This is a genomic window from Streptomyces sp. NPDC050806 (genome assembly GCF_055586425.1).
The window spans coordinates 296367-312217 of sequence record NZ_JBVJIF010000005.1; the positions used below are offsets into that span (position 1 = coordinate 296367).

Annotated in this window: 13 protein-coding genes and 2 pseudogenes; 6 read left to right on the forward strand and 9 right to left on the reverse strand. The window is 69.7% G+C overall.

Annotated features, from left to right (window positions below):
• Window positions 1-188: 188 nt before the first annotated feature.
• The 3 genes and pseudogenes from ACZ6WH_RS17425 to ACZ6WH_RS17435 all read right to left on the reverse strand — a co-directional run bounded on the left by ACZ6WH_RS17425 (window position 189) and on the right by ACZ6WH_RS17435 (window position 3159).
• Window positions 189-811 (reverse strand): annotated as a pseudogene (locus ACZ6WH_RS17425) (formyltransferase family protein).
• A gap of 4 nt (window positions 812-815) precedes the next feature.
• Complete coding sequence (locus ACZ6WH_RS17430; RefSeq protein WP_469729299.1) at window positions 816-2189, reverse strand: L-serine ammonia-lyase; 1374 nt, start codon at window positions 2187-2189, stop codon at window positions 816-818.
• Window positions 2190-2487: 298 nt separating this feature from the next.
• On the reverse strand, window positions 2488-3159 hold the full coding sequence (locus ACZ6WH_RS17435) for a GntR family transcriptional regulator (protein WP_432865030.1): 672 nt from the start codon (window positions 3157-3159) through the stop codon (window positions 2488-2490).
• Between the two features lie 306 nt (window positions 3160-3465).
• Here ACZ6WH_RS17435 and ACZ6WH_RS17440 point away from each other — a divergent pair, with 306 nt between their 5' ends.
• Together ACZ6WH_RS17440 and ACZ6WH_RS17445 are read left to right on the forward strand one after the other, a co-directional pair.
• The gene (locus ACZ6WH_RS17440) at window positions 3466-4728 is read left to right on the forward strand and encodes an amidohydrolase family protein (protein WP_469729300.1); all 1263 of its coding nucleotides are present in this window, start codon (window positions 3466-3468) and stop codon (window positions 4726-4728) included.
• A gap of 92 nt (window positions 4729-4820) precedes the next feature.
• Window positions 4821-6143, forward strand: a complete 1323-nt coding sequence (locus tag ACZ6WH_RS17445) for an amidohydrolase (RefSeq protein WP_469729301.1) — start codon at window positions 4821-4823, stop codon at window positions 6141-6143.
• Window positions 6144-6167: 24 nt separating this feature from the next.
• On the opposite strand, the gene ACZ6WH_RS17450 is transcribed toward ACZ6WH_RS17445, so the two are convergent.
• The 4 genes from ACZ6WH_RS17450 to ACZ6WH_RS17465 all read right to left on the reverse strand — a co-directional run bounded on the left by ACZ6WH_RS17450 (window position 6168) and on the right by ACZ6WH_RS17465 (window position 9902).
• A complete protein-coding gene (locus ACZ6WH_RS17450; RefSeq protein ID WP_469729302.1) occupies window positions 6168-7286 on the reverse strand; it encodes a hypothetical protein in 1119 nt (372 codons plus the stop codon).
• 27 nt (window positions 7287-7313) lie between these two features.
• Window positions 7314-7865, reverse strand: coding sequence for a hypothetical protein (locus ACZ6WH_RS17455; RefSeq protein WP_432862946.1), 552 nt, complete (start codon window positions 7863-7865; stop codon window positions 7314-7316).
• A gap of 285 nt (window positions 7866-8150) precedes the next feature.
• Window positions 8151-8714, reverse strand: coding sequence for a hemerythrin domain-containing protein (locus tag ACZ6WH_RS17460; protein WP_469729303.1), 564 nt, complete (start codon window positions 8712-8714; stop codon window positions 8151-8153).
• 192 nt (window positions 8715-8906) lie between these two features.
• Window positions 8907-9902 carry an ArsR/SmtB family transcription factor gene (locus ACZ6WH_RS17465; RefSeq protein ID WP_469729304.1) on the reverse strand — a complete coding sequence of 332 codons (996 nt, stop codon included), beginning with the start codon at window positions 9900-9902 and terminating at the stop codon, window positions 8907-8909.
• Window positions 9903-10082: 180 nt separating this feature from the next.
• Between ACZ6WH_RS17465 and ACZ6WH_RS17470 the strand changes: the two genes are divergently transcribed.
• Together ACZ6WH_RS17470 and ACZ6WH_RS17475 are read left to right on the forward strand one after the other, a co-directional pair.
• Window positions 10083-11390, forward strand: coding sequence for an MFS transporter (locus tag ACZ6WH_RS17470; RefSeq protein WP_469729305.1), 1308 nt, complete (start codon window positions 10083-10085; stop codon window positions 11388-11390).
• A 161-nt stretch (window positions 11391-11551) separates the two neighbouring features.
• Entirely contained in the window at window positions 11552-12121 is a 570-nt protein-coding gene (locus tag ACZ6WH_RS17475; RefSeq protein WP_469729306.1) for a mycothiol transferase, read from the forward strand.
• Between the two features lie 293 nt (window positions 12122-12414).
• Here the strand turns inward: ACZ6WH_RS17475 and ACZ6WH_RS17480 are convergent, their stop codons facing one another.
• Complete coding sequence (locus tag ACZ6WH_RS17480; protein WP_469729307.1) at window positions 12415-12954, reverse strand: GNAT family N-acetyltransferase; 540 nt, start codon at window positions 12952-12954, stop codon at window positions 12415-12417.
• Window positions 12955-13137: 183 nt separating this feature from the next.
• On the opposite strand from ACZ6WH_RS17480, the pseudogene ACZ6WH_RS17485 reads away from it, so the two are divergent.
• Window positions 13138-13552, forward strand: a pseudogene (locus ACZ6WH_RS17485) (GNAT family N-acetyltransferase).
• Between the two features lie 119 nt (window positions 13553-13671).
• Here ACZ6WH_RS17485 and ACZ6WH_RS17490 read toward each other — a convergent pair.
• Window positions 13672-14247, reverse strand: coding sequence for a CGNR zinc finger domain-containing protein (locus tag ACZ6WH_RS17490; RefSeq protein ID WP_469729308.1), 576 nt, complete (start codon window positions 14245-14247; stop codon window positions 13672-13674).
• Window positions 14248-14350: 103 nt separating this feature from the next.
• Here ACZ6WH_RS17490 and ACZ6WH_RS17495 point away from each other — a divergent pair, with 103 nt between their 5' ends.
• Entirely contained in the window at window positions 14351-15523 is a 1173-nt protein-coding gene (locus tag ACZ6WH_RS17495) for an epoxide hydrolase family protein (RefSeq protein WP_469729309.1), read from the forward strand.
• Window positions 15524-15851 lie beyond the last annotated feature (328 nt).

Sequence of the window (15851 nt, forward strand, 5' to 3'; positions counted from 1 at the left end):
CCGTCATTCAAGTCCTGTTCGGTCCAGATGACCTTGCCCCGCGAGGTGTAGCGGGTGCCCCAGCGCTGGGCGAACGGTGGTACGGCCGGCCAGCGACCACGAACACCTGGCCCGGGCACCCCGCGGCACTGCGCACATTCCGCATCGAGCGCAGCCCGTCCCGTACCGGGACCACGGGCCCGCCGCGGTCAGCGGAGTACCACCGTGCGTCTGCCCTGGACGAACACCCTGCCCTCGCAGTGCCATCGGACCGCCCGGGCCAGGGCCGCCGACTCCGCGTCGCGGCCGATGGCGGCGAGGTCGTCGGGGGTGTGACTGTGGTCGACGTCGATGACTTCCTGGGCGATGATCGGGCCTTCGTCGAGGTCGGCGGGTGACGTAGTGGGCGGGAGACCACCGCGACCACGTCCAGGGGCAGGTCGCCGCTGCGCGCACGGAAGAGCAGGTCGTTCAGGCAGTGTCCGTAGCGGGACACCATGAGCAGTACGCGGCGCCGGGCGCCGTGGGGTTCGAGGCGCCACCGCATCGCGAAGGGCGGGGCCACGGTGGCGAATTCCCGGCGCAGGGTCTCCGTGCTGTGCTCGCCGCCCAGCGTGGCGAAGTGCACCCGCATGTAGAAGTGGCCGTCGCGGCGGTCGCCGAACTGCTGGTTGTCGATGATGTCGCTGTCGTGCTCGACCAGGAACCGGGAGACGGCATGGACGATGCCGGGGCTCTCGGGGCAGTCGAGGGTGAGGACGTGCTCGACCGCCGTTTCGGAGCCGGTCGGCGCAGGGGCGGGGGACAGGGCGGAAGCCGGAGAAGGAGTCATGGTGTCAGCATTCGATGACGTTGACGGCGAGGCCGCCGCGGGCGGTTTCCTTGTACTTGGCCTTCATGTCTCGGCCGGTGTCGCGCATGGTCTTGATGGCCTTGTCGAGGCTGACCCGGTGGGTGCCGTCGCCGGCCAGGGCGAGCCGCGCCGCGTTGATGGCCTTCATACTGGCCACGGCGTTGCGTTCGATGCAGGGGATCTGCACCAGACCGCCGACGGGATCGCAGGTGAGCCCCAGGTTGTGCTCGATGCCGACCTCGGCGGCGTTCTCCACCTGGGTGGGCGTCCCGCCGAGTACCTCGCACAGTGCCCCGGCCGCCATCGAGCAGGCCGAGCCGACCTCGCCCTGACAGCCCACCTCGGCGCCCGAGATGGAGGCGTTCTGCTTGAACAGGATGCCGATCGCGGCCGCCGTCAGCAGGAAGCGCACCACGCCCTCGTCGTCGGCGCCGGGCACGAACCGTACGTAGTAGTGCAGTACGGCGGGGAGGATGCCGGCCGCGCCGTTGGTGGGGGCCGTCACGATGCGGCCGCCGGAGGCGTTCTCTTCGTTGACGGCCAGGGCGTACAGGTTCACCCAGTCCATCACGTGCAGCGGATCCCGGCCGCCGGCGCCGGAGTTCAGCTCCTGGTACAGCGCCGGTGCCCGGCGTGGTACGCGCAGGCCGCCCGGCAGCACCCCTTCGTTGCGGCAGCCCCGGTCCACGCACGCGCGCATGACCGACCACAGGTGCAGCAGGCCGGCGCGCACCTCGGACTCGGGGCGCCAGGCCTGCTCGTTGGCGAGCATGATGTCGCTGACGGCGAGGCCTTCCCGAGCGCAGTGGGCGAGCAGTTCGGCTGCCGAGCCGAAGGGGAAGCGCACCGCGGTGGTGTCCTCCACGACACGGTCGGCGCCGGTGGCGTCCTCGTCGACGACGAAGCCGCCGCCCACGGAGTAGTAGGTCCGCTCGTCCAGCACCCGGCCGTCCCCGGCGAGGGCGCGGAACACCATGCCGTTGGGGTGCGCGGGCAGGGACTTGCGCCGGTGCAGCACCAGGTCCGCGTCGCTGTCGAAGCCGATCCGGTGCTTGCCGGCCAGGAGCAGGGCGCCGCTGTCCCGCACCTGCGCGACCCGGCTGTCGGCCCGGTCGGTGTCCACGGTGGCGGGGTCCTCGCCCTCCAGCCCGAGCAGGACCGCCTTGTCGGAGCCGTGCCCGTGGCCGGTGGCGCCCAGCGACCCGAACAGTTCAGCCCGTACGCGGCCGACGGACGGCAGCAGCCCCGCACCGTCCAGGAGTTCCACGAAGCGCCGGGCAGCCCGCATCGGCCCCACCGTGTGGGACGAGGAAGGGCCGATGCCGACCGAGTACAGATCGAATGCGCTCAGGGCCATCAGGACACCTCCGGGCGGCGGGCCGGGAGGGGGGCAGGGGCGGTGACCGAGGTGGTGATCGACAGGTTCGTTGCCATCTGCGCACCGTTCTGGGAGCCATCTAATATGCGGCTGATATATCAACCTCGCGAAAAAGGTAGGGGAGCAGACTGGACAGGTCAAGAGGGGCTGGGGACAGGTCAAGAGGGGCTGGCGGGTGCGGCCGCGACTCAGCCCCGGCGCAGCCGGGGCTTGCCCGCCAGGCAGGCGGGACGCCTCGTTTGGCCTCCGGTCGGCTTCCCGACCGGCCGTCGTCCGGCTACTCCGGTGTCTTCAGCTGCGCCCGGATGCGATCGGTGGCATTGACCAGCGACTCGTTGGTGATGGCGGCAGCCGCCTCGACGTCATGCGCCTCGACGGCGTCGACCAGCCGCTCCTGGTAACGCCACAACGCGTCGTCACCGGGCGTGGCGAGACTCGCCCGGGCGCCGACCGTCTTGTAGGCGCGGCAGTGCTGCCACATCGTACGGATGGTGTTGACGAGCACGGGGTTGCCGGACGCCTCGTAGAGGACGGCGAGCACCGCCTCGTCGTGGTCCAGGTACGGTATGACGTCGCCCTCGGTGACGGCACGCCGCATCCGCTTCAACTCCTCACGCATGCGCGCGATGTGCGCCGCATCGATCCGCTCGGTACCACCGCGCGCGGCCTCGACCTCCAAGAGGCGCCTTACGTCGTAGACGTGGACCAGTTCGGTGAGGTCCAGGCCCTTCACCACGGACCCCTTGTGCGGGACGCGCTCGGCAAAGCCGGCTTCCTCAAGGCGCCGGATCGCCTCGCGCACCGGCATCTCGCTCGTACCCACCTCGGCGGCGAGATCGCGGATGCGCAGGCGGTAGCCGACGGGATACTCGCCACTCATGATCGCCTCGTGCAGCACCGCGTACACACGGTCGGCCATGGAGGGGGACGGTTCGAGGCGCTTGGACATATCCACGACTGCATCCTAAACAGCCTGGTCGACGAAGAGGACTGGGTAGGCCGAGGTCCTCGGTCCTCGCAGCGGCGCTGCCTCCAAGCGCCGCAGATGTTTTGTATACCGATGATCAATTCGCAATCCCCCTTCCGGATGGTCGCGAGTTATTCATCGGCCCTCCGGCACTCCGATATCTGCTTCAACTGGGGCATTCCTGTGCCTCCTGCTGGTCCGAGGCCGTGAATCCCTTGTCGCCCTCCATCCCCTTGGTATACAAATTCGCTGGCCGTCCGAAGATCGCTCGCTCGCCAAGGAGCCCCCATGTGTGTTGCACCCCTGCCGCCTCCGTCCAGCAGGCTCACCCGACGAGGCGTCCTCGCGGGGGCCGCCGCGCTCGCGGGTACCGCGGCGCTCACCACGTCCGCCTCGGCGGCTCCCCGGCGCGGCCGCTCGCGCGGCGGTGACCTCGTCCTGCGGGGCGGCACACTGCTGGACCCGGCGACCGGTGAGGTCACCGAGGACGCCGTCGTCGTCATCAAGGGCGGGGTCGTCCGTGCGGCCGGTACCCGGAAGGCCGTCAAGGTGCCGGAGGGGGCGGAGGTCCTCGAAGCGGACGGGAAGTGGATCCTGCCGGGCCTGGTCGAGGCGCACATCCATCTCAACACCGCCGCCGAGGCGCGGGACGCGATCCGGGCCGGCGCCACCAGCGCCCGCAGCGGTTCGACCAACTTCTACCAGGACATCGCCGTACGCGAGCTGGCCCGGCAGGTGCCCGCGCAGGCCCCGCGTCTCCAGGCCGCGGGCATCTTCGTCACGCCCGACCTCGGCGACACCGTACTGGCCGACCCGGACCTCACCGAGCTGGCGCGCCTCAAGGACGGCGTACGGTCGGCCGAGGCCCTGCGCCGGGTCGTCGCGGTGAACCTCAAGCGCGGCGCCGACGTCATCAAGACCCGCGTCAACGAGCGGGCGGGCCTGCCCGAACAGGACCCGCTGACCCAGGTGTACTCGTACGAGCAGCTCTCCGAGATCGTCACCGCCGCCCGGCGCGGCGGCAAGGGCGTGCTCTGCCACAGCTACAGCAAGAAGGGCTGCCACGACGCGGTGACGGCAGGCATCCGCTCGCTGGAGCACGGCGTGTTCGTCGGCGAGCACACCCTGCACGAAATGCACCGCAGGGGTACCTACTTCACACCCACCCTCACCGCGATCGCCGGCATGATCGGCTCGTCGGACCCGGTGCTGGACGAGCGCGGCCGGACGTACCTGCCCGTACTGAAGCGTGCCGTTCTGGCCGCGCACGAGATGGGGGTACCGCTGGCCGCGGGCACGGACTCCTCGGGCGGCGAGGTCACGCCCATCGGCCGCGAGGTGGAGCTGATGCGCGAAGCGGGCCTGTCCGCTCTCGACGCCATCCGCACGGCCACGACGAGCGCGGCCCGGCTGCTCGGCATGCAAGCCACGGCCGGCCGTCTCGCCCCCGGCTTCGCCGGTGACGCGGTCCTTCTCGACGGCGACCCCCTCGCCGATGTGACGGTGCTCAAGCGCCCGGCACGCGTCGTCCACGCGGGCGTCACGGTCTGACACGTCCGCGTCCGTAATCCCTCGCACAACCCCTCGCCTTCCCTTCCCCCGCACGTCTCCATCCCGCCCTCGGCCCAAGGAGCCCTGCCTTCATGACGTCGATCATCCCTACCTCCGGCGGAGTGTCCCGGCGCAGCATGATCGCCGGAGCGGCCGCACTGGCCGGCACCGCCGCGGTCACCTCCCCCTCAGCGGCCGCGTACGCCGCCCCGGGTGAGCACGGTGACCGGCACGGCCGACCGGTGGTCTTCCGCAACGTACGGCCCTTCGGGTCGGCCAAGGCGGTAGACCTCACGGTCGTCAACGGCAAGATCACCGATCGTCCGGCACCGGCCGGGGCCCAGGTCGTCGACGGTGGCGGCCGGATCGCGCTCCCGTCGCTCGTGAACGCCCACGTGCACCCCGACAAGACGACATGGGGCGGGGCGTGGGTGTCCCGCAAGCCGGCGGACGGGATCGCCGACTACGCCGACCAGGACGCGGAGCTGTTCCGCACCCAGAGCCGCCCCGTCGGGGAACGCGCCTACGGACTGATGGCGCGCGCGGTCGCCACCGGCACCCGCGCGATGCGGGCCCATGCGGACGTGGCGCCGGAGTACGACCTGGCCTGCGCGGAAGGCGTGGCAACGGCCCGCGACCGGCTGAAGGGCGCTCTCGACGTACAGATCGTGGCGTTCCCGCAGCACGGCGTCATCCGCAAGCCCGGGACCGCGAAGCTGCTGGAGGAGGCCGCCCGTACGGGCCTGGTGGACATGCTCGGCGGCATCGACCCGATCGGCTTCGACGACGCCCTCGACGAGCAGCTCGACCTGGTCTTCGGCATCGCCGACCGGCACGGTACCGGCCTGGACATCCATCTGCACGACCGCGGCGAGAACGGCCTCAAGCCGCTGCGCGGCATCATCGACCGCACCCGCGCGCTGTCGCTGCGGGGCAAGGTCACGGTCAGCCATGTCTTCTGCCTGCCGAGCCTCAGCGACCGCGAACTCGGTTCCCTCGCGGGTGACCTGGCCGACCTGGACATCTCGCTGACGACGGTGGCGTACTCGGAATCGACGGTGCTGCCGATCGCGCGGCTGCGCGAGCACGGCGTCGCGGTCGGCCTCGGCACCGACGGGGTGCGCGACGCGTGGAGCCCGTTCGGCAACGGGGACATGCTCGACCGCGCACACCAGCTCGGCCTGATCACCGACATCCGCCTCGACGAGGAACTCAACGACTGCTACCGGGTAGGCACCGACGGCGGCTCGGACGTCATGCATCTGCCGCACGCGGACCTCAAGCCCGGCTCCCCGGCCGACTTCATCCTCGTACGCGGCGAATGCCTGCCGCAGATCGTCGTGGACACACCGAACCGGGACATGGTGGTGCACGGAGGCCGCGTGGTGGCCCGCGACGGCGAACTGACCGGCTGATACGCCTGCCGGTCGGGGAGCCGTTCAGCGACCGGTACGCGTTGTCTCCCGCTTCGCTTCCCGCGCCGTCTGCCGCTTCGCCTCCTGCGTCGTCTCCTCGGCCGGCCGGTCGGCGCGGGAGGCGGCGTCCTCGGCGGTACGCCGCGCCGCGCCGGCCGCGCGATCGGCCTTGCGCAGCCGCTGGTCGGCTTCCTTGCGCGCGGCGCGGGCTTCCTTCGCCTCGTGCTCGGCCTCTTGGATCTGCTGCCGCAGTTCCGTAATCCGCTCCTCGGCCCGCTGCCGCCGGTCCTCGGCGGACTCCAACACGTCCTGCGCGGCGGTGAGTTCTACCTCCTGTGCGTGGGCCTCACGCGCGGCGTCCTTCGCGTCCTTCCGGGCGCGCCGGAGCTCCTCCTTCTGCTCGCGGCGGGCGCGGGCGGCGCTGAGGTCCACGACTCGGCTGCCGGTGGCCTCTGGACCGGACTTGCTCGCGGACCCGCCGCCGGCCTTGGCCGCCGGTTTACCGTGCGAGCCCCGCCCGGTCTTCGCCGGTCTGCCTTCCGAGCCGCGCTCCGCCTTGGCCGTCGGCTTACTGCGCGAGCCGGTCGTCGGCTCACCGCCCGCGCCAGTCGTCGGCTTGCGGGAGGTCTTGCCGGTGGGCTGCTCAGTGGGTGCTGCGATGACGCCGACGGTGGGGAAGCCGGTCGGCGGGGTCAGTGACCGGGTCAGCCGCCCCTCGGACCACTCCCGTGCGGCTTCGGGGTCGGCCATCGCCGCGTGCAGGGTTCCCTCGACCTCGCGCTGAGCCGCTTCGCCGAGGCGCTGCCCGGCTCGCGTGGCCAGCTGCCGCGCTTGCCGGCCGAGCGCGGAGACCAGCTCCCGCTGTTGCGCGGACAGCTCCCGCAGCCGCTTGCCGTCCAGGTTCTGGTGTGCGCGCCGCAGTTCCTCACCGAGCCGCAACAGTGGCTCCACCTCGTCCGGCTGCTCCCGGACGAACAGGTTCGAGGCCCAAGCGGCAAGGGTCGGCCGCCGCAACCGGCGGATGTCGTCGGCCAGCCGGCGGTCACCGGACTGCCGAGCGGCCTGGGCCCGCTCGTTGCGGGCAGCGGTGAACTCCTCCGGCGGCAGCCCGTACAGCTCGTCGGCGACAGCGTCCAACTCCACCGGGTCCTCCTCCGTGTGCCCCTGCCGTCAACTGCTGGGTGGTTCCGCCCCCTGGCCGGCCTCTTGGCCCGGCCCCTGCCCCAGAAGATCGAGGAGCCGGCGACGGTGCAAGTCCGCCACAGGAGCGTGCAGGTCCGGATGGCGCAGCAGGGAGGCGGCTCGCCGGTCGTTCTCATCAGGTTCGGTCAGGCGCCGGAACTCGACCGGCGCCCCGTTCAGGTGCCAGGAGTCCGCGAGGGAGGTCACCGCGGCCGCGGCCAGTTCCGGAGCGCTGAGCAGGCACACCGCCCAGCTCGCGACCACCTCGTCCACCCAGGTGCGCCAGGCGTCGTCCGCGCCGTACGGGCCGGGGGCGTCCGTGCCGGCGAGCCAGTCGAGCCGAGCGGAACCGCCCGGTCCGGTGACGCTCACCAGCGCGATGTCCATCGGCGTGGGGTACCGCAGCCAGGCCGCTACCGTCACGGCCTGCCGCGCCTGGGCTTCCGCGAGGGCCGAGCTAAGGGGGCCGCCGCCCGACGGATACGCGCGTGTCAGCCACTGAGCCGTCGCCGCTATGACCGGAGAGAGATCTGCGAGCACTGCTGAGCCGTCCGAGTGCAGAGGGTGCCGGGCCCTCACACGCTATCTCTCCGGTCATCCCCCGGAAATGACGCGAGTCACGGCGAGGACGTGGGCTTCCCCACGCGGCCGTGCTCACGCGGAATTCCCCGTGTGGCATGGGCGGACCGCAGACCGCGGACCGCGGACTGTGCGACGCCATTCGTCCTGCTCGTACGGGTCGGTGCGATAGACCTTCCTGCTCTTCTCGGATCTGTGGTCCACCGTCATCCGAAAGTCACCCGAGAGTGCGACGCGTGGTCGAGCTCAGTGGGTCTTCCCGCGCCCGGAGAGGGCGTCGCGGGCCCGGTCGACCAGCCCCGTACCGGGGGCGAGGATCTTGTTGACCGGGGGAGTGGACGGCGTCGCGGGATGCGGGCGGGTCGGCGCGGTCTTCTTCGCCCGGCGGATCTTGTCGCCCAGTTCGTCGAGCTCTTCCGCGCTCGCCGCCTGCCGCAACTGCGGGAAGAGATTGTGCTCCTCGTCCTCGATGTGGTTGCGGATCTCGCTCATCAGGAAGCTCATGAGCCGGTCGAATGCCGGTTCGTCGGCCTGACAGCTCTCCAGCTGCTTCATGATGTGCTCGGCCGCCGCATGGTCCTCGAGTTCCTTGTCGGCGATGCCGTCGCCATTCGCGAGGCAGTGGCGCACCATCGGGTAGAGGTGCATTTCCTCGGCGATGGAGTGACGTACCAATTCGATGGTGGCCTGGTCCGCCAGTTCCTTGCGCTGCGGGTCACCGGGCGGCAGTGCCTCGATCCGGGAGAAGAACTCCTCGACCTCCCGGTGGTCGGTGGTCAGCTCATCGATGACGTTTCCGCCGTGTGCCATCTCGTGTCCTCGCTCCTTCGCAGGTGCCCTGACGACGTACGGGTACCAGCCGACTCCGCGCTCATTCTCCGTTTCGCACAGAAATTCCGCGCACGGGCGAGAGCTGTATGGCGTACGCCCGACCGCCAAGCAATTCGCCGAGCTACGGAGTGGCGGTGCTCGTCGAGCTACGGAGTGGTGGCGCTCGCGTAGCTACGGAGTGGTGGTGCTTGCGCGGGCGGCGAGCTGGTCGCCGAGCGTGCTGCGCCGGTACAGGACCTGCCGTCCGTCGCGAGCCCGGTTGACCAGCCCCGTGGCGTGCAGCACGCGCAGATGCTGGGAGACGGCGCTGGGCGTCACCCTGAGGCGGCGGGCGATCTCCACCGTCGCCAGCGGCTCCTCCAGCAGGCCGAGCAGCCGCGCCCGGGGCGCGCCGAGCAGGGACACAAGGGCGGTCATGTCGGCGGCCGGTGCCGGCTCCCACAGGGTGGCCACCCCGCGGCTCGGGTACACCAGCCGCGGTGGCACCTCCGGGCTGACCGGCGGCGCGGGCTTGTGTGCGAATACGGACGGTACGAGGAGCAGCCCCTGCCCGGAGGCCGCGACGCGATGCTCGCTGATCATCTTGTCGATGTGCAGTGCCCCGCCCTCCCACCGCAGGTTCGGGTGCATGTCCGCGAACAGCAACCGCGCACCGCCCAGCGCGAGTTGCCGGGCGCGGTACGTCATGTCGGCCTCCAGCACCAGCCGCATCTGGGGCCACATCGGCTCGATGGCGACCTCCCAGTACCGGCGCAGAAGCCCGCAGATGGTGTCGCGGAGTCCGGTGACAGCGGCATCGTCCGCAGCGGTGGCGGCGCGCAGGGCCTCGGGGAGCGGGTCCGGTGCGTGCGCGAGCAGCAGGTCATGGCGTACCTGAGCGGGCGGCGCCTGGCGGACGACGGCGAGTTGTTCCTCGAAGCGCGGTGCTAGGCCGGCGGGCTGTGGCGTCAGGAAGTCGGGAATGGTACGCCGCTGAGCCACCAACGACATCAGCAGACCGGTGTCGAGTGCGCCGAGCCTGCCGATGACGGACCTGCGCCAGGGGAGGTGCAGCGCGGAGAGGCCGGGATCCCGCAGTACCCGCAGGCTGAGCAGCGTTTCGTGCAGGGGAGAGAGGGCGAACCGGGTGTCCGCGAGGTCCTCGACACCGAGCACGAAGCTGATCATTAAGCCATACGCTACATCCATTGGCGGCAGAACCCCGATGCCGTGCACTTCACTCCATGACACCCCCACCATCGCGACGCCTACCGACGTCACCCACCGAGGCCGCCGACGGACGGTTCGACGGACCACCGGATGGCCCGACGGATGGCCCGACGCACGGGCCGGTGCACGGACCGACGCATGGGCCGCCGCACCGGCCGGTGGACGGGCCGGTGGCCTGACGTGAGCCGTCGTCTGCTGCTGCTCCTGTCCGTCACCTGTGCCATGGCGGTCGGCAACATCTACTTTCCGCAGGCCGTCACCCCGCTCCTCGTCACCGGGCTGCAGGTGTCACCCGATGCGGCCGCTGTCGCGGTGACCGCCACCCAGGTCGGCTACACCGCCGGGATCGTTTTGCTGGTACCGCTCGGCGACCGGATTCCCCACCGCAAGTACCTCGTCACCCTGCTCGTCCTCACCGGCCTGGGCCTGCTCGCGGCGGGCTGCGCACCCGCTCTGCCGCCCCTCGTCGCCGCCGGCGCGCTCGTCGGTCTCACCACCGTGGCCGCGCAAATCGTGGGCCCGCTGGCGGTCGGCCTGGTGGCCGCCGACCGCCAAGGCGCGGTCATCGGCACCCTGCTCAGCGGCTCCACCGGCGGCATGCTGCTGGCCCGTACGTTCAGCGGCACGCTCGGCGAGTGGCTGGGCTGGCGTGCCCCCTACCTCGTAGCGGCGGTCCTGACCCTCCTCCTCTCCCTCGCCCTCGCACTCACCCTCCCCGCCACGCCTCCCACCTCCACCGTCCGCCAGCCCTACCACGCGCTGCTGCGCGAACCGCTGTGTCTGCTGCGTACCGAACCGGAGCTGCGCCGTTCCTGCCTGTACCAGGCCACGGTCTTCGGCGGCTTCTCCGCCGTGTGGACCTGCCTGGCGCTCCTGCTCACCGGCCCGGCGTACGGTCTGGGCGCCCAGACCGTCGGGCTGCTCGCCCTGGTCGGCGCGGCAACCATGTGCTGTACCCCGATCGTCGGCCGCCTGGTGGACCGTCGAGGGCCCGACCCGGTCAACCTCATCTGCGCGCTCGGTTTCCTGCTCGCAGCCGCGATCCTCGCCGCAGGCACCTGGGGAGGCGCGCTGGGACTGGCGGCATTGACCCTTGGCACACTGCTCCTGGACGTCGCCATGCAGTCCGGCATGGTCGCCAACCAGGCCCGTGTCTACGCCGTCCGTCCCGATGCACGCAGCAGACTCAACACCGCGTACATGACCTGCGCCTACCTGGGCGGCAGCGCCGGTTCCTGGCTCGGCGTCCGCGCCTGGACCCGGGCCGGCTGGCCCGCCGTATGCGCACTGGTCGCGCTGCTGGCCGCACTCGCACTGACCCGCCACCTGCTCAGGCCCCGGACAAGCGGCACAAGCGGCACAAGCGTGCCGAGCGAACAGCCCACGCTCACGCCCACGACGACCACGATGAGCACCGGACCCTGCCCACCAACATCACCCACCTGACGACGCCACCCCGCGGCACCCACTGGCAACCACAACACTGGCAGCCACAACACTGGCAACCACGACAGAGGCAGCCACGACAAAGGCAGCCACGAAACCAACACCCCCGCCTCACACTTCGAACGCGGGACACTAGCGAGCTCGGGCCCTCACCGCCGAACATGGACCGCATGAGCGATCAACCCGCGCGATGGAGCCAGGCAACCGTCTACCCCGACATGTGGCTCGACCCCGACGACGACCCCCGCGACAGCGACAGTGTCAGCCCTGACGGCGAGCTTGCGACGCTGCAGGACTTCCTCAAGAACTACCGCATCACCCTGCGGATGAAGTGCGAGGGACTGAACCCGGAGCAACTGGCCCGACGGTCGGTTCCGCCGTCGACGTTGTCGCTGCTCGGCCTCCTCCGCCACCTCGCGGAGACGGAACGGGACTGGCTCAACTGGATCAGCGCCGGTGAACCACTCCCGAAGCTCTACGGCGATCCCGATGGCGATTTCGACGGGGCCGTCGCCGAGCAGGCCGAGGTCGACGCTGCGTACGAAGCGCTGGCCCGCGAGCAGGCCGCGACCGACGCCGCGCTGGCCGAGCACCCGGACCTGGGCGTGCGCCTGGGGAAGGACGGCATCGCAGTACGGGAGTTGATGGTCCACCGGATCGAGGAGTACGCCCGGCACTGCGGACACGCCGACCTGCTGCGCGAGCGCATCGACGGAAGGGTGGGCCAGTAACGGGCAGCGGCTGCGGCCTCCCTGCCTCGGTGTCCTCAACTGCAGATCACAGAGCCACTGGTACGGGGGAGTGGATGGGCGTACTGATCAGACCGGCATTGGCGACGGAAGCCGAGACGCTCAGCGACTTGGCGCTACGATCCAAGGCACACTGGGGCTACGACGCCGCGTTCCTGGACGCGTGCAGAGACGAACTCACCGTCGGCGCGCATGAGATGGAGATCCGGCGAGCCAAAGGGGCTGCGCTGCGCCCAGCGGCCACCGCACGATCGTCAGTCTTCGCACACTGATGATCAGCGGTGGCCACGGCCTTCCCGCAGCCGGTCTCCCGGCAGGATCGCGTGCACCAGGTCGCGCTGATACCAGGTGCCTGGCTTGCCACCGAGGTGGGCCGGGTCGGCGGGGCCGACGGGGACGAACCCGGCTTTGGTCAGCACCTTTTGGGATGCGGCATTCTGGCGGACGGTGGCCGCTCGCAGTGTGCGCAACCGGTACTGGCTTGCAGCCAGTTGGCACAGCTCCAGGACGGTTGTGGTCGCCACGCCTCGCCCGGCTGCGTGCTGCGCGACCCGGTAGCCGAGTTCCGCAGTGTGGTCTTCGATGTCGACCAGGTTGAACCTGCCGAGTACCGAGCCGTCCTCGCCGACGAGCACGTGGAAGGCGCAGATGCCGGCTTCCTGTTCGGCCAACAAAGCGCTGTACCGGTCGGTGAACTGGTCGAAGAATTCGTCGCCGCGGTCGGGGACCGAGGCAGCGAAGTAGGCGCGGTTCGCCAGCTCGAAGGCCAGGACCGCCGTGGCATGGCCGGCACGCAGCCGCTGCAACTCGGGCATTGCCCGACTCTATCCAGATGGAGCGTCGAGGCCACCTGATTTTCTCCAGCGGCAGACAGCACCGAGCAAGGCACATCACGATCTACGGCTGGAGTACTGAGCGTCAATCGACGCGTCCATCGACGTATCCGTCGACCATCAAATGGGAAGCGCAGGCGGAGCACCGTGAGCGATGCTGACCGGATGAGCGAAGGCGAAGCGATCTCTTACACATGGCGCGATGCCCTCACCGACGAGGAGATGGCCGACCTCGTCCGGTCGCACGGCGGCAATGCAGTTTCCGGCTGGTGGGACCGGATCAGGCAGCACAGTCTCGGCTGGGTGGGTGCCCGTGACAGCGACGGTCTCCTGGTCGGATTCGTGAACGTGGCATGGGACGGCGGAGACCACGCGTTTCTGATCGACACAAAGACACGAGGCTCGCATCAGCGCCGAGGCATTGGAACCGCAGTCGTGCGGCTCGCGGCGGAGCATGCGCGCGGCGGGCTGCCAGTGGCTCCACGTCGATTTCGACCCGGAACTGCGACGCTTCTACTTCGACGCCTGCGGATTCCGTTCCACCGACGCTGGACTGATTCTCCTGGCCGCAAAGCACTGACAGCATCGCGGCTCATCGCATTTATGGGTGCAGGGGTGCAGGTGGGGCACGAGGTCGGCCATGGCGGGCCGGTTCCGCAGCAGGACGGGGTGGGACCTAGTTGGAGGGACCGATTACGGTCACTCCGCTGATCTGGTCTTCTTACGCTGGTTGGCATTGAAGCGCGCCTTCTTCTGGCGATTTCCGCATGTGTTCATGTCGCACCATTTGCGTGTGCGGCTCTGGCTCGTGTCGAAGAAGGCGGCCTGGCACGTCGGTGAGGCACACAAGGCCAATTTTCCGTCTCGTTCGCCCGCGATGATGCTGATCGCGTCAGCGGCGATCACACTGAGGGCGTCTTCCACGCACGAAGCCGAGCTGAGCCGCCAACGGCGATCGCCCTCTGGTGTCAGGATCGCCGCGGCTCGACCCTGAGCGCTGCAGTCATTGATGACTTGGACAGCAGACGCAGGGAGAGCGTCCTGGATCGCGGCCGCTGTCGCGGCGGCGTGGATCGCTTCCCTCAGTTCCCGGGCGAGGCCCAGCTGGGCAGTGGTGCATGAGTCCACGGCGAGGCCGTTCACCGCCAGCCAGTCGATGAGCCGGTGCGGCGTGGGGATGCGCTCCACGGCGTCGCCATGACGCTCCGACAGGGTCCCCGTGAAGCTGGTCGCCAGCACATTGCCGAGGCGGAAGTCAGGAAACGCAGCACGCATGGAACCACCTTAGCCGGTTGCGGGGTGGCTCGGAGAACTGCTAGAACCGCCTTAGCCGGTTCGCGGTGGGTCGTAGCCGGTTCCACGATGGCCAGGAGGTCTCATGCCCCGTCCAACCAGCGACGTGCAAGCGTTTGAAGCCCACGCAACCGACGCCGACCTCGACGATCTGCGCGCGCGACTGGCCGCGGCGCGGCTGCCGGAGGCCGAGACGGTCCATCGCGCCGAGCCCGGCCCTCGCCGATGGGAACAGGGCGTTCCTCTCGCCGACCTCGTCGATGTCGTGGACTACTGGCGCACCGGGTACGACTGGCGGTCATTTGAAGCGCGCCTCAACCGGATAGGTCAGTTCCGCACGACCATTGATGATCTGGGAATCCACTTCCTGCACCGACGGTCCGCGCGCGCGGATGCCACTCCTCTGATCTTGACGCACGGCTGGCCGGACAGCATTGCCCGGTTCATCGACGTAGTGGACGAGCTGGCGGATCCGACAGACGCAGACGCGCCGGCGTTCCACGTCGTGGTCCCGTCGCTGCCAGGCTTTGGTTACAGCGACAAGCCGGCCACCACCGGGTGGGGAACCGAAAAGATCGCGGCCGCCTGGGTGGAACTGATGGGAAGGCTCGGCTACGGCAAGTTCGCAGCCCACGGCGGCGACTGGGGAGGAAATATCACCACGGTCCTCGGCGGCAGGTTCCCGGCGCACGTTCTCGGCATCCACACCACGTTCGCGGAGGGACCGCCCGGTTTGACGATGGACGGGCTGACGGCGGTCGAGCGCAAATGGGTCGAGGATACCCGCGATTTCTGGCGCCATCGCGCGGCGTACGCGAAGCAGCAGGCGACCCGGCCGCAGACCATCGGCTACTCGCTCGTCGACTCACCGGTCGGGCTTCTTGCCTGGATCCTTGACAAGTTCGCCGAGTGGTCGGACACCGGAGACAGTCCGTTCGAGAGGATTTCCAGAGACCGTGTTCTTGACGACGTCACCCTGTACTGGCTGACGCGGACCGGCGCATCGTCGGCCCGCATCTACTACGAAAGCCACAATTCGCTGGACCCCGGACTTCGGGTCGACGTCCCGTCGGCAATCACCGCCTATCCCCGCGACGTCGAGAAGTGTCCGCGCCCCTGGGCGCAGGAGCGGTACCGGCGGATCGTCCGCTGGAGGGAGCCCGAAATCGGGGGACATTTCCCGTCGCTGGAGGTTCCCGAGTACTTCGTCAAAGATCTGCAAGAGGGCCTCGCGGCAGTGCTGGCCGCTCATCGGTGAACGCGGCCGGGTGCCGACGCTCGATCACCGCCTGACGTCTGCCGGCACCTCAGGAGTAGTACGCGTAACCGAGGACAGTAACTCCCTTACATAGCGCAGGAGTTCTACTATGAGCGTGTATCTCTCGGGGGAAGAATGCGGATTGCAGCGTTCATTCTCGTAGTCTGCCGCTGCCCGGTACTACTGGCTGATCCGGAACGAGGACGGAGAGGGCACGGGCAGTACCGTCGGGACCTCCGTCGTTTCCCGGTTGCGCGCGGCCGGCGTCCCTTCTGGCCGCGGAACGAGGTGGAGCGGATCGGCTGGGCGGAGTGAGGCGGACAGGACT

Coding starts and splice junctions, on each gene's coding strand:
- ACZ6WH_RS17465 (WP_469729304.1), bottom strand. CDS start 9,902: ATGATCAGCTTCGTGCTCGGTGTCGAGGACCTCGCGGACACCCGGTTC.
- ACZ6WH_RS17495 (WP_469729309.1), top strand. CDS start 14,351: ATGCCCCGTCCAACCAGCGACGTGCAAGCGTTTGAAGCCCACGCAACC.
- ACZ6WH_RS17480 (WP_469729307.1), bottom strand. CDS start 12,954: ATGCCCGAGTTGCAGCGGCTGCGTGCCGGCCATGCCACGGCGGTCCTG.
- ACZ6WH_RS17490 (WP_469729308.1), bottom strand. CDS start 14,247: ATGCGTGCTGCGTTTCCTGACTTCCGCCTCGGCAATGTGCTGGCGACC.
- ACZ6WH_RS17435 (WP_432865030.1), bottom strand. CDS start 3,159: ATGTCCAAGCGCCTCGAACCGTCCCCCTCCATGGCCGACCGTGTGTAC.
- ACZ6WH_RS17470 (WP_469729305.1), top strand. CDS start 10,083: ATGGGCCGCCGCACCGGCCGGTGGACGGGCCGGTGGCCTGACGTGAGC.
- ACZ6WH_RS17445 (WP_469729301.1), top strand. CDS start 4,821: ATGACGTCGATCATCCCTACCTCCGGCGGAGTGTCCCGGCGCAGCATG.
- ACZ6WH_RS17475 (WP_469729306.1), top strand. CDS start 11,552: ATGGACCGCATGAGCGATCAACCCGCGCGATGGAGCCAGGCAACCGTC.
- ACZ6WH_RS17460 (WP_469729303.1), bottom strand. CDS start 8,714: ATGGCACACGGCGGAAACGTCATCGATGAGCTGACCACCGACCACCGG.
- ACZ6WH_RS17430 (WP_469729299.1), bottom strand. CDS start 2,189: ATGGCCCTGAGCGCATTCGATCTGTACTCGGTCGGCATCGGCCCTTCC.
- ACZ6WH_RS17440 (WP_469729300.1), top strand. CDS start 3,466: ATGTGTGTTGCACCCCTGCCGCCTCCGTCCAGCAGGCTCACCCGACGA.